Genomic DNA, 12811 nt, shown 5'->3' on the forward strand with positions numbered 1-12811 from the left:
GGCCTGTGCGTCAGATACGTCGCATGCCGCCGCGAGGTTTCAGCCGGCGTCAATATTTCTCGAGCACCACCGGCATATGGCGATAGCCGTGGACGAAGCTGGCGTGGACGCGTTCGGGTTCGGCGAGCACATTGACGCGCAGCCGGCGCTTCTGCATCTCCGAAATCAGCGAGGTCAGTTGCAGTTCGGCGACGCGCGCACCGACGCAGCGGTGGATGCCGTAACCGAAGGCGAGGTGGCGGCGCGCATTTTCGCGGTCGACGATGATCCGGTCGCCGTCAGGAAACACGCTCTCGTCGCGGTTCGCCGACGCGTACCAGAGCGCGATCTTGTCGCGCGCCTTGATCTGGTGGCCGAACAGCTCGGTATCCTCCATCGCGGTGCGCCGCATATGCGCGAGCGGGGTCTGCCAGCGGATGATTTCGTGCATCGCGTTGACCGCGAGGTCGTGGTCGTGGTTTGCCTCGAGCTTGGCGCGCTCTTCGGGGAAACAGTGCAGGCCATAGGCATAGGCCGACATCGAATTGCGCGTCGTATCGTTGCCGCCGACGATCAGCAGGATGAGGTTCCCCATGAACTCTTCATGGCTCATATGGCTCATTGCGTCGGACTGGAGCATGATCGAGATGAGGTCGTGCTTGCCCGGGTTTTTGGCCTTGTGATCCCACAATTCCTTGAACGCGGCGCCCATTTCAAAAGCGGTGGCGAGGCGTGCCTGGCGTTCCTCGAGCGTGTTGAAGCTTTCGATGTCGCCGAGCGCGTCCGACCAGCGGGTCAGATTGTGGCGGTCGGCCCAGGGAAAGTCGAACAGGATGGCGAGCATGTCGGTGGTGAGTTCGATCGACACTTTTTCGACCCAGTCGAACGTCTCGCCGACCGGCAGCGTGTCGATCAGCGCCGCGGTGCGCGCCTGGGTGTCGGCGCGCATCCGTTCGATCTCCGACGGGCCGAAGGCCGGGGCGACGGTGCGGCGCTGTGCGGTGTGCTGGGGCGGGTCCATCGCGATGAACATCGGCATCGGGATCTCGCCCTCTTTCAGATGCTCGATCCCGTCGCCGGCGACAGTGATGCCGCCATATTCCCAGCTCGACGAGAAAATCTTGGGCAGCGCCTCGATATGCTGGATCGGCTTGTAGGTGGTCACCGACCAATAGGGGCCGAACTTCGATTCGGGGCAGTAGTAGATTGGCGACTCGGCGCGGAGCTGGCGCATCGGTTCCTGCCAGCGGTCCTCGCTCCACAGCTCGGCGCGCGAAACATCCAGCGGATTGGCGACTTCGGGGGCGACGCGAATCTGGGTGGCCATCGGGGCTGCTCCTCTCAACGGCCGTCGGGCGCGGCCTGATCAGTTGCAGAATGCCACTATTTACAACTTTGTCAACGAGGCTCGGTTGCCTGCGCGGCCCGCGTCTTGCGGCGCCAGAATTTCCAGCCGCGGCCGCCGCCGAGCACGCCGGAACGGAACAGACGGACCGACAGGAAGATCACCAGCGCGACCCAGATCGCCTGCCAGCCGAGCGCGAGGAAATGGACGGCGATATTGTCGTCGGTCGCGGCGCGCGCCGCCATGGCGAGCGGCGATGAGAAGGGGAAGACCTGCGCAAAGGCCGCGAGCGAACTGCCCGGCGCGCTCGCGGCGGCGGCGGACAGGCTGAACATGCCGACCTGGAAGATCGTGATCGGCAGGCTGAGCATCTGGATTTCGCGTACCGTCGCCGCCTGCGCCCCGACGCCGAGGAAAACCGCGCCGAGTAACAGGAAGGACAGGATGAAATAGACAAAGCCGATGCCGAGAAAAAAGCCCCAGCCGGTCGCGGGCATGGCGCCGAGCGCGGCGGTCGCCTTGTTGGCATTTTGCGTCGTCGCCAGCGTCGTCGGGTCCATCTGGACCATCGCGACGAAGCCGCCCACCATCGCCATTGCGAGCCAGAAGACGATGAACAGCACCGCGACGCCGAGAAAGCCGAGCAGCTTGCCCAGAAAGACGCTTTCCAGCGGAACCGCCGCGGCAAGGATCTCGATAACCTTGTTGCCTTTCTCCTCGGCGAGCGAACTCACCGTCTGGCCGGCGAGCAACAGGGTGAGCAGAAAGATGACGAAGACGGCGCCGAAGCCGAGCGATTGCTGGAGCGCGATGCTCGACCCGCCGTTGCGGACGCTTTCAAAGCGCGGCGTGGCGGGTGCAACATCGCCCGCGGCACGGTCACGCAGCACCTGATTGGCGAGCAGCGCGAGATAGCGGCCCGCGCTGCCTTCGGCATTGCGTTCGACGATGCGCGGACTGTCGAACGGCCCCGACAGGACCGCATAGGTGTCGGTGCCCTTTTCGCGCGCGATCGCTACGGGATCGGGGGTAGCCGGACTGTTGATCCGAAATTCCAGCGGCGGCGGGGCATCGCCGCGCGAAAAGGCGGGACGCAGCCGGTCGTCGGCGGCGCGCAGAGCCTCGATATCCGCCGCCTCGACGATCGCGACGATTCGCCCGGCGCCACGCGCGCTGTCGGCGAGTTGCGACGCCCCCATGCCTCCCGCAAGCCCCATGGCGATCATGAACAGCGGCGCCAGCAGGAACAACAGAAAGGTCGGGGTCGCGACGATCGCGAGGAAATCGCGGCGCGCGATGACGAACATGTTGCGGAGGAACGGCGTCATGCGAGCGCCTCCTCGACCGCGTCGGCACCGGCGTCGGCCTCGAAACCGGCGTCGACCTGGCGGACGATATGGACGAAGGCGTCGTGCAGCGCCGGGCGCGTGATCGACAGGCCGACAACGCCAAGCCCGCTGCCGGTGATGCGGGCGAGCAAGGGCTCGACCCCGGCATCCTCGACCGGAAAGAACCAGCTGTCGCCGCGATGCTCGGCGCCGGTCGGCAAGAGCGCCGCGACCGACGCCGGGTCGGAATCGGCGCGCGGGGTGTAACGCACCTGCATCGGTAGCAGCCCGCGCGCTTCGTCGACCGTCCCTTCGAACCGGCGCTGCGAGCGCGCAATGATCGCCAGCCGGTCGCAGAGCCGTTCGGCGTGCGCCATGACATGCGTTGAAAACAGCACGGTAGCGCCGCGGTCGCGTTCGCGGCGGACGAGCATTTCGAGCCGTTCCTGGTTGACGGGGTCGAGTCCCGAAAAAGGTTCGTCGAGGACGATGAGGTCGGGGGCGTGGACGATCGACCCGATCAGCTGGATCATCTGCGCCATTCCCTTCGACATTTTGCGCACCTTTTCGTCGATCACGCGTTCGAGGCCGAGTTCGGTCATGAAGGTCGCGGCGCGGCGGCGGCCTTCGGACCAGTCGAGCCCGCGGAGCGCGCCCATGAAGGCGATCGCCTCGCGCGCCTTCATGCCGGGGTAGAGGCCGCGTTCCTCGGGGAGGTAGCCGATGCGGTGGCGCACGGTTTGCGGGCGCTCGCCAAAGATGCGGCTCGACCCTTCGTCGGGGTCGATGATGCCCAGCGTCATGCGCAGGCTGGTGGTCTTGCCCGCACCATTGGGGCCGAGCACGCCATAAATGCTGCCCGCGGGCACGGTCAGGCTCACATTATCGACGGCCTTGAAATCGCCGAAATATTTGCTGAGGCCGGTCGCCTCGACGCTGAAATCGTTCAAACCTCGGTCCCTGATCTGTGCGTCCGTCACCTATGGCACGAACCGGCGGCTCGCGTATAGAGCAGCAATGGTTGCCGAAGCCTTGCCTGCCGAAATGCCGTCGCTGGAAGACCGTCTGGAGGCGGTGGCGCGCGCGCAGGGCTTTGTCGCGTTCGGGATCGCCGATGCCGATGCGGCGCCGCAGACGGCGGCCCGCCTGCACCAGTGGCTGGCTGAAGGGCGCCACGGCGACATGATCTGGATGGAAAGCCGCGCCGCGCAGCGTGGATCGCCCAAAGGGTTGTGGCCCGAGGTACGGTCGGTGATCGCGCTGGGCATGAGCTATGCCCCGGCGCACGACCCGCTGGCGCTCGCCGATCGTCCGACGCGCGGCCGGATTTCGGTCTATGCGCAGGGCGGCGATTATCATGACGTCGTCAAAAAGGCGCTGAAGGCGGTCGCGCGGTGGCTGGTCGCCGAAGTCCCCGGAACCGAACTCAAGGTGTTCGTCGATACCGCGCCGGTGATGGAAAAGCCGCTGTCGGCGGCGGCGGGGCTTGGCTGGCAGGGCAAGCACAGCAATCTGGTCAGCCGCGAGCATGGCAGCTGGCTGTTTCTGGGGGCGATTTATACGACGCTGGCGCTGGCCCCCAATGTGCCGGGGCGCGACCGCTGCGGAAGTTGCACCGCGTGTCAGGACGCTTGCCCGACGCAGGCCTTTCCCGCGCCTTACCGGGTCGATGCGCGGCGCTGTATCTCGTACCTGACGATCGAGCATGACGGACCGATCCCGCACGAGCTGCGCCGCGGGATCGGCAATCGCGTCTATGGCTGCGACGATTGTCTGGCGGTGTGTCCCTGGAACAAATTCGCCGACACCGCGCATGCGCACCGCGCCTTTTTGCCGCGCGGCGAACTCGTCGCCCCCTCGCTCGCCGACCTGCTCGCGCTCGACGATGCCGCGTTCCGGCAGGTGTTTGCCGGGTCGCCGATCAAGCGCATCGGGCGCGGGCGGATGGTGCGCAACGCGGCGATTGCCGCCGGGAACAGCGGCGACGCGCGGTTTCGGCCACTGCTGGAGCGGCTGACGGAGGATGACACGCCGATGGTGGCGGACGCGGCGCGTTGGGCGCTGGATCAATTGACGTCGTGACGTCATCGACAATCCTCCCTGTCGCGAAGCGATGGGGAGGGGGACCGTCCGCGAAGCGGATGGTCGAGGGGCAGCAACGTCGCGTTGAAAGCCCCTCCGTCAGCGCTACGCGCTGCCACCTCCCCATGGCTTCGCCACGGGGGGGATTAGTATCACCGCCGCAGCGCGTCGATACAGCTCGGGATATTGGCGTCGCGACCGTCGGGGGTCCGCGCATCGACATGCGTCGCGAGCGGATCGGCACCCTGGCGCGGCGCGTAATAATAAATGTCGAGGATGCAGGCGCTACCGCCGAACTGCAGCTTGCGGCCGCCGCCTTCGGTGACGTCGAGCCGCGGTTTTCCGAACAGCCCCAGCGCGGCGTTGGCGGGGTGGCCGATCAGGCTGTTGTTCTGCACCGGTCGCGGCGCGGGGATGGTCGTGGCGGGCAGTCCACCCGGCGACGGCGCGGGGCGCGGGATGGCGCTGCCGGCACAACCGCCAAGCAGCAGGGCAAGGCTGGCGATCGTAGCCAGACGGCGGTTTTGGTTCATATGTTCCGGTCCCCGCTCCGCAAATGGAGCATATGGACCGCCATAGCCGCGCTGACGATCGGCGCCAACAGATTGGCGACGGGCACCACAAAGCTTGCGGCGGACAGCAGCCCGAGCGACCAGCGCGTCGGCCGGTCGAACCGCGGCCGGTCGGGGTGGCGCGCGCGCACCATCGCCTCGAGATCGCGGCCGAGCAGTAGCGCGTTGACCAGCAGCGCGAGGATCGGCGTACCGATGCCGGTGACGAGCAACAGAATATAGAAGGGCAACGCAAGCAGATTGCCACCGATCAGCCGTGCCAACGACGCAAGCGCGAGGCGGATATTCTGTCCCCACCCGACATCGACGGCGCGCGCTGCCGCGGCGGGATAATGGCGCTCCTCGACATCGGCGACGATCGCGTCGGCGAACAGCCCGACAACGACGATCGCGACGGCGCGGAACAGCAGCCAGCTGCCCGCGATGATGAGGAGGATCACGAGCACGCCTGCCATGTCGCGCTCGGCGGTTCCGAGCCACTGCCAGTGATCGAACGCCCAGTGCGCGGCAACATAGATCGCAATCCCCGCCGCGACGAGCAGCAACAGGGTGAGCGCCAGGCTTTGCGCGAGGATTTTGAGGACGCGCGGCTGCGGCAGGTCGCGGAGTGCGAGCAGCAGGGCGTGGAAGGCGCGGGTCATCGCGCCGGGATGCGAGGGCGTGGCGCGTGCGTCAAGCGTCGCGCTTGCCTTGACCCGTCCGCATCCCTAAAGCGCGGCAGCTTTTTTCACGCATTACAGGATATTTTATGGCCGCCACCGCCCGTTTCGACGTCGTTGCCATCGGCAATGCGATCGTCGACGTCCTCGCCCGCGCCGACGACGCGCTGATCGAAAGCGAAAACTTGGTCAAGGGATCGATGCGGCTGATCGATGCCGACGAGGCCGAGCGGCTTTATGCCGCGATGGGACCGGCGATCGAAATGTCGGGCGGCAGCGCGGCGAACACGCTCGCCGGGATGGCGGCGCTCGGGCGGCGCTGTGGCTTCATCGGCCAGGTCGCGCAGGACCAGCTGGGCCAGGTGTTCACCCACGATCTGACCGCGCTCGGCGTCGCGTTCGACACACCGCCGTCCGACAGCGGCGCGCCGACCGCGCGCTGCCTGATCTTGGTCACGCCCGACGGCCAGCGCACGATGAACACCTTTCTGGGGGCGTCGCAGAACTTGGGCCGCGAATCGCTCGACGCGGCGCTGATCGCCGATGCCGACATCCTCTATCTCGAAGGTTATTTGTGGAACGCCGACGCGTCGCGGGCGGCGATGGCCGAGGCGATCGGCATGGCCAAGGCGGCGGGCCGCCGCGTCGCTTTCACCCTGTCGGACACATTCGTCGTCGCGGGGCATGGCGAGGATTTCCGCCGCATGATGGCGGCGGGCGAGATCGACATCCTGTTTGCCAACGAGGCGGAGCTCCTCGAACTGGCGCAGCACAGCGATTTCGAGGCGGCGCTCACCCAGGTTGCTGCCCAGGTGCCGCTGCTCGTCGCGACGCGCGGCGAAAAGGGTGCGGTTGCAGTGACGAACGGCGAGCGCGCCGAAGTCGCTGCCGAGCCGATTGAAGAGGTGGTCGACACGACCGGCGCGGGCGACCTGTTCGCCGCCGGTTTTCTGGCGGGATTGGCCGAAGAGCGCCCGATCGCCGACTGTCTGACGATGGGCGCGGTGTGCGCGCGCGAAATCATCGCACAGGTCGGCCCGCGGGCGCAGACCGACCTGGGAGCCAAGGTCGGCGCCCGGCTCGGCTAGGAACTTTCGGTCAGCCGACGCGTCCTATGCGCCAGAAGAATGGCACAGGAGGACGAGATGGCCGACGAGATTCACGAAACCCGCGCGCCCGACGGGACGACGCACACGACGAAGATCATCGATCGCGAACCGCGGCGCGGCGGCGGACTTGGCATGGGCCTTATCCTGCTCGTTGTGCTGGCGTTCGCCGGCTTTTTTGCGTTCCAGTTCCTCGCCAACGACAGGGCGGAAACGGGTGCGATCACCGAAGCGGCGCAGAAGGTTGGCGATGCTGCCCAAGATGTAGGCGATGCGGCACAGGAAGCGGTGAAGTAAGGTCGTTTTAACCGTAGCCCTGAGCCTGTCGAAGGGCGCCTATCCGGATAAGTGCCCTTCGACAGGCTCAGAGCTACGGTCAACTGGCTAACCCGACGCTTCCGCCGCTTCGGGATGTTTCTTGAACAGCGCGCGATCGGCGGGGCCGAAACCGCGGGTCCAGATCAGCCAGGCATAGATGCCGAGAATGAAGGGGACGCCGATCAGCAGCTCGGCCCATTCGGGGAGCTGCGTCGCGCCCCAGCCGAGAATGGCGGCGCCTGCGGTGGCCCAGACGAGCGCCCAGCGCAGGCTGTTCACCGGCGCACCAAGGACGCGCGCGAGCAGCCGCGCCTTGACCACCGAAGCAAAGCCGAGCGCGAGCATCAGCGCCAGTGCGACCGCGGCGGCGTAGGTGATCGGCGGCAGCCCCATCGACTGCGCTATCAGGATCAGCGTGACGCTGAGCACCGCCTGCAAGGCCAGCGTCGCGATGCTGATCAAAAGGTTACGGTGGCGTGCGACATAGACAAGCGCCGCTTCGCTGACGACCGCGGTGGCCGCGACGACTTCGGCGGCGAGCAGGAAGGCGAGCGCTGCGGTACCGCTGACGAATTCGGGGCCGACGAGGCCCATCACGGCTTCGCCCGGAATGCCGAGAGCGAGCGCGACCCCGGCCTGCGCGGCGATGATCCAGAAACCGACCTGGCTGACCTGTGCCGCCACGGCGGCAAAGCGCTTTTCGGCCAGATTGCGCGTGATCACCGGGCCGAGGATCGGTTCGAAGCTGGTTTTCAGCTTTTGCGGCAGCGACGCAACCTGCTGCGCCATATAATAGATGCCGTAAATTGTCGGCGACGTGAACTGGCCGAGGATGAACAGGTCGAGGCGGCGCGTACCCCATTCGATCGCATCGGCGGCGGCGAGCGGCGCGTTGCGCCGCGCCACCGTGATCAGATGGGCGGGGTGCGGCTGCCAGCCGCGCGGCCCGCCATAGTGGCGCAGCATCGGGATCAACGCGGTCAGGAAGGCGCCGAGCATCGCGGCGGCATAGGACAGCATCAACCCGTCGCTGACCGACACGAACCAGAAGCCGGCGGCGGCGGCGCTGATCACCCAAGGTTCGACGATCGCGCGCGCGCGCACCGTCGCACCAATGTCGAAACGATAGGCGCAGGCGGCGAGCGCGATATCGGTCCCGGCGATGGCAAAGACCAGCAGCGCCATCCAGCGGTCGGCACCGCCGATATCGCCCGCGGGATACATCAGCTGCGGAAAAGCGAACAGCAGCGCCGATCCGGTCGCCGACGCGAGCAGCGCCACAAACATACCGTCCCAGACGACGGTGCGCTGGTCGGCGCCGGCGACGCTCAGCTGTTCGGCCAGGCCGCGTTTAAGGCCCAGCGTCGCAACCTGCGCGACGAGTTCGATGACCAGTACGGCGAAGGCGAAACGGCCGACGGCTTCGGGGCCGTACCAGCGCCCCGCGACATACAGGAACGGCAGGCGCGCGACCAAGCGCAGGATGAAGCCGAAGAAATTGGTGCGTCCGCCCTTGGCGAGCGCGGCGGTGTCGGCGTCGCCCGACGGGGCGGCAGCCGATGCGGGCGCGGATGCGCTGTCCGTCTGGCTCAAGCCCGCCGCCCCTTCTGCTGATCCCCGCCGCGCATCTTAGCGCGGAGCGGGGAGGCAGGCAAATCCATGCAATCGATCACCGGCCCTCGGCTCGCAGCGGGCGGCTGAGCAGAGCCTGAATGATGTCGGCCACCTGCGCTTCGCCCGCGACCAGCCGCGCCACCGCGTCGGTGATCGGCATATCGATGCCGTCGGCGCGCGCCGCGGCGGCCACCACCGGCGCACTGAATGCGCCTTCAGCGACGGTGCGGCGGTCGGCCATCAGCGTGGCGGCGGGCTCGCCGCGCCCCAGCCCCTGGCCGAGCGCGAAGTTGCGCGAATTGGCCGAGGTGCAGGTGAGGACAAGGTCGCCGAGCCCGGCGAGCCCCGCAAGCGTGTCGGCCTGCGCGCCGCGCGCGAGGCCGAAGCGCGTCATTTCGGCAAAGCCGCGGCTGATCAGCGCGGCGCGGGCGTTGAGCCCAAGCCCGGCACCGTCGACGATGCCGCAGGCGATGGCGAGGATATTCTTGATCGCACCGCCAATCTCGGCGCCGATGACGTCGGCCGAGACATAGGGGCGGAAATGCGGGCGCGCGATCGCGCGGGCGAGATCGGACGCGAGGTCGGGATCGGCGGCGGCGAGGGTGATTGCGGTCGGCAGGCCCGCAGCAACTTCGTGCGCAAAGGTCGGGCCGGACAGCACCGCATGCGGTCGCTGCGGCGCGAGGTCGCGCGCCATGTCGACCGGGAAGGCAAAGCTGCCTGCCTCCATCCCCTTGCTGCAAAAGATCAGCGGCGCGTCGCCCGCGGGCAGCTCGGCCAGCACCGCGCGCAGGAACGGCACCGGCACGACGACGAGCAGCGCGTCGAGGTTGGCCATGTCGGTCAGTGCGCCGGTCGCGGTCAGCGACGCCGACAGCGCCGCGCCGGGCAGGAAGACCGGGTTGCGATGCTCGGCATTGATTGCCGCAACCACCTCGGCTTCGCGCGCCCACAAGCGGACGGGCGCGCCGTCGGCAGCGAGCATCTGGGCCAGCGCGGTGCCCCAGGCGCCGCCGCCGATCACGCCGAAATTGCGATATGACGTCATGCTTTCACGCGTCATGCCTTGACTCCGGCGCCGCGCACGGTTCCGGCCGCGGGATCGAGCGGCCAGCGCGGGCGGGCGGCGACCGACAGGTCGTCAAACAGCCCCGCGGCGAAGCGCTCGGCCCCGGCCCAGGCGATCATCGCGCCATTGTCGGTACACAGCCACAAGGGCGGCGCGACAAAGGGACGGTCGAAGCGCGCCGCGAGATCGGTGAGCGCGGCGCGGATTGCGCCGTTGGCGGCGACGCCGCCTGCGACGACGAACGCCGTTGCATCAGGGCAAGCGGCCAGCGCGATGCGGCTGCGATCGACGAGGCAGTCGACGACCGCTTGCTGGAACGACGCGGCGAGGTCGGCGATCCTGTGCGCGTCGCTGGCGGCGGCACGCGCGACCGCGCTTTTGAGGCCCGCGAAGGAGAAATGCGGTTCGGCGCTGCCGACGAGCGGGCGCGGCAGCGGCACGGCATGAGGATTGCCATCACGCGCGATGCGTTCGACCGCGGGGCCACCGGGATAGCCCAGCCCGAGCAGCTTGGCGGTCTTGTCGAACGCCTCGCCCGCGGCATCGTCGATCGTGGTGGCGAGGCGGCGATAATCGCCGACGCCCCTGACCAGCAGCAGCTGGCAATGGCCGCCCGAGACGAGCAGCAGCAGGTAGGGAAATTCAAGATTCGGCTCGACGAGTCGCGGCGACAGCGCATGGCCTTCGAGATGGTTCACTGCAATCAGCGGCTTGTTCGCGGCGTGCGCGAGCGCCTTGCCGGTGACCAGCCCGACCATCACCCCACCGATCAGCCCGGGGCCGGCGGTTGCGGCGATGGCATCGACGTCGGCGAGCGATACGCTCGCATCGGCGAGCACCCCGGCGACAATCGGCGCAAGCCGGTCGACATGCGCGCGCGCCGCAATTTCGGGCACAACCCCGCCGAACGGCCGATGCTCGGCCTCCTGCCCCGCGACGCGGTGCGCCAATATGCGCCGATCGCTATCGACAAGCGCCGCCGCGGTTTCGTCGCAGCTCGATTCGAGGCCAAGGATGAGAGTCATAATCTTGCGCATCCTTTACCCGCCCCTTTATCGGCAGGGCAAGCCGCGCTAGCAGCATCGCGATGACCGAACTTCCTTCAATCGATAATCCGCTGCGCATCGGCACCCGCGCATCGCCGCTGGCGATGGCGCAGGCGCAGATGACGGTGGCGGCGCTGATCGTCACGCACGGCATAGCAGCCGAAGCGCTCGAGATCGTGCCGATGACCGCAACGGGCGACCGGATCCAGGACCGTGCGCTCGCCGAGGTCGGCGGCAAGGCCCTGTGGACGCGCGAGCTTGATGCGGCGCTCGACGCCGGTGTCATCGACATCGCGGTTCATTCGCTGAAGGATGTCGAAACGATCCGCGATGCGCGCTTTGCGCTGGGTGCGATGCTCGAACGCGCCGATCCGCGCGACCGGCTGGTGGTGCGCGAAGGGATAGCGGCGGCGACGATCGCCGAGCTGCCGCACGGCGCCCGGTTGGGAACGAGCAGTCCGCGCCGCGCGGCGCAGATCCGGCGAATCCGCGCCGATCTGGCGCCGGTGCTGCTGCGCGGCAATGTTGCGACGCGGCTGGCGAAGCTGGCGGCGGGCGAGGCCGACGCGACCCTACTCGCCGCGGCGGGGCTCGACCGGCTGGGGATGCACGCGGTCGGTATCGCGCAGGACTCCGCGGTGCTGCTGCCCCCCGCCTCGCAGGGCGCGATCGGGATCGAATGCCGCGCCGATGACGGCGCCGCACTCGCGCTGCTGCGGGCGATCGATCACGAACCGACGCACCGCGCGGTCGCCGCGGAGCGCAGCTTTCTGGCGGCCCTCGGCGGTGACTGCCGCTCGCCGGTGGCGGCGCATGCGCATTGGCGCGAAGACGGCATGCTGCAGCTCGACGCCGAAATTTTCTCCGACGACGGCGCCGATCACGCCGCCGGTCATGCGCTCGTCGATCATGACGACGCCGCCGCGGCGCTGGCGCGGCGGTTGCTGGACGATGCGCCCGACAGCGTTCGGCGGCTGTTCGCCGCATGACGCGCGGCTTGCCGCTGATCGTCACCCGCCCCGAACCGGGTAATGCCGCGACGGTCGCGCGCGCCGCGGCCCTCGGTCTCGATGCCCGCGCGATGCCCTTGTTCGCGGCGCGCACATTGCCCTGGACGCCGCCCGCCGCCGATGATTACGACGTCATGTTGCTGACCAGTGCGCAGGCGGTGCGGCTGGCGGGACCGCAGCTCGCCGCGCTGGCAGCGCTCCCGGTCTATGCGGTGGGCGATGCGACCGCAGCGGCGGCCGCGGGCGCGGGGCTGACGGTCGCCCGGACCGGCGAGGCGGATGCCCAAGCCCTTCTTGACGTCATGGCCTCAGGGAAAATTGCCCGGATTTTATGGCTTTGTGGCCGCGACCGGTCGGCGTTCGATCCCCGTGGCATGACGCTCCAGCCGCTGCCTTGCTACACGGTGGACCCGGTCGATCCGCCGTCCGAATGGTCCGGACTGATCGCTGCGCCGGCGGTGCTCCTTGCGCATTCGGGCCGCGCGGCGCGCCGGATCGCCGCGCTGGCGGGACCACCGCGCGCGCATCTGGCGCTGGTCGCGATCAGCCCTGCGGTCGCGGCCGCGGCGGGCGCCGGTTGGGCCGAGCGGACCGCAAGCGCGCAGCCAACGGACGCTGGAATGTTGGCACTGGCGGCCGCTTTGTGCCACAAGGGCGAAAAATAGGGTCGTTCGAAAGAGACA

Annotated in this window: 13 protein-coding genes; 5 read left to right on the forward strand and 8 right to left on the reverse strand. The window is 68.2% G+C overall.

Annotated features, from left to right (window positions below):
• Nucleotides 1-49: 49 nt before the first annotated feature.
• The 3 genes from IR187_RS02605 to IR187_RS02615 all read right to left on the reverse strand — a co-directional run bounded on the left by IR187_RS02605 (nucleotide 50) and on the right by IR187_RS02615 (nucleotide 3602).
• A complete protein-coding gene (locus IR187_RS02605) occupies nucleotides 50-1306 on the reverse strand; it encodes a cytochrome P450 (protein ID WP_194953146.1) in 1257 nt (418 codons plus the stop codon).
• Nucleotides 1307-1377: 71 nt separating this feature from the next.
• Nucleotides 1378-2652, reverse strand: coding sequence for an ABC transporter permease (locus IR187_RS02610; RefSeq protein WP_194953147.1), 1275 nt, complete (start codon nucleotides 2650-2652; stop codon nucleotides 1378-1380).
• Nucleotides 2649-3602 carry an ABC transporter ATP-binding protein gene (locus IR187_RS02615; protein WP_194953148.1) on the reverse strand — a complete coding sequence of 318 codons (954 nt, stop codon included), beginning with the start codon at nucleotides 3600-3602 and terminating at the stop codon, nucleotides 2649-2651. Before IR187_RS02615 ends, IR187_RS02610 begins: the two co-directional genes overlap by 4 nt.
• Before the next feature lie 67 nt (nucleotides 3603-3669).
• Here IR187_RS02615 and queG point away from each other — a divergent pair, with 67 nt between their 5' ends.
• Nucleotides 3670-4734 carry a tRNA epoxyqueuosine(34) reductase QueG gene (queG, locus tag IR187_RS02620; protein WP_407699063.1) on the forward strand — a complete coding sequence of 355 codons (1065 nt, stop codon included), beginning with the start codon at nucleotides 3670-3672 and terminating at the stop codon, nucleotides 4732-4734.
• 152 nt (nucleotides 4735-4886) lie between these two features.
• Here queG and IR187_RS02625 read toward each other — a convergent pair whose 3' ends face one another.
• On the reverse strand, nucleotides 4887-5267 hold the full coding sequence (locus tag IR187_RS02625; protein ID WP_194953149.1) for a hypothetical protein: 381 nt from the start codon (nucleotides 5265-5267) through the stop codon (nucleotides 4887-4889).
• Complete coding sequence (locus tag IR187_RS02630; protein WP_194953150.1) at nucleotides 5264-5947, reverse strand: EI24 domain-containing protein; 684 nt, start codon at nucleotides 5945-5947, stop codon at nucleotides 5264-5266. The genes IR187_RS02625 and IR187_RS02630 overlap by 4 nt, the downstream gene beginning before the upstream one ends.
• Before the next feature lie 107 nt (nucleotides 5948-6054).
• On the opposite strand from IR187_RS02630, the gene IR187_RS02635 reads away from it, so the two are divergent.
• Both IR187_RS02635 and IR187_RS02640 read left to right on the forward strand, forming a co-directional pair.
• Nucleotides 6055-7053: an adenosine kinase gene (locus IR187_RS02635; protein WP_194953151.1), complete on the forward strand. Its 999-nt coding sequence runs from the start codon at nucleotides 6055-6057 to the stop codon at nucleotides 7051-7053.
• Between the two features lie 39 nt (nucleotides 7054-7092).
• A complete protein-coding gene (locus IR187_RS02640) occupies nucleotides 7093-7368 on the forward strand; it encodes a hypothetical protein (RefSeq protein WP_228765493.1) in 276 nt (91 codons plus the stop codon).
• A gap of 87 nt (nucleotides 7369-7455) precedes the next feature.
• Here the strand turns inward: IR187_RS02640 and IR187_RS02645 are convergent, their stop codons facing one another.
• The 3 genes from IR187_RS02645 to tsaD all read right to left on the reverse strand — a co-directional run bounded on the left by IR187_RS02645 (nucleotide 7456) and on the right by tsaD (nucleotide 11097).
• Nucleotides 7456-8982, reverse strand: coding sequence for a lipopolysaccharide biosynthesis protein (locus tag IR187_RS02645; protein ID WP_194953152.1), 1527 nt, complete (start codon nucleotides 8980-8982; stop codon nucleotides 7456-7458).
• Nucleotides 8983-9058: 76 nt separating this feature from the next.
• Nucleotides 9059-10066, reverse strand: coding sequence for an NAD(P)H-dependent glycerol-3-phosphate dehydrogenase (locus IR187_RS02650; protein ID WP_228765494.1), 1008 nt, complete (start codon nucleotides 10064-10066; stop codon nucleotides 9059-9061).
• Nucleotides 10063-11097, reverse strand: a complete 1035-nt coding sequence (tsaD, locus tag IR187_RS02655; RefSeq protein ID WP_194953153.1) for a tRNA (adenosine(37)-N6)-threonylcarbamoyltransferase complex transferase subunit TsaD — start codon at nucleotides 11095-11097, stop codon at nucleotides 10063-10065. The genes IR187_RS02650 and tsaD overlap by 4 nt, the downstream gene beginning before the upstream one ends.
• A gap of 62 nt (nucleotides 11098-11159) precedes the next feature.
• Between tsaD and hemC the strand changes: the two genes are divergently transcribed.
• The gene (gene hemC, locus IR187_RS02660) at nucleotides 11160-12107 is read left to right on the forward strand and encodes a hydroxymethylbilane synthase (RefSeq protein ID WP_194953154.1); all 948 of its coding nucleotides are present in this window, start codon (nucleotides 11160-11162) and stop codon (nucleotides 12105-12107) included.
• Nucleotides 12104-12793, forward strand: coding sequence for a uroporphyrinogen-III synthase (locus tag IR187_RS02665; protein WP_194953155.1), 690 nt, complete (start codon nucleotides 12104-12106; stop codon nucleotides 12791-12793). Before hemC ends, IR187_RS02665 begins: the two co-directional genes overlap by 4 nt.
• Nucleotides 12794-12811 lie beyond the last annotated feature (18 nt).

The organism is Sphingopyxis solisilvae, from assembly GCF_015475875.1.
Classification (GTDB): domain Bacteria; phylum Pseudomonadota; class Alphaproteobacteria; order Sphingomonadales; family Sphingomonadaceae; genus Sphingopyxis; species Sphingopyxis solisilvae.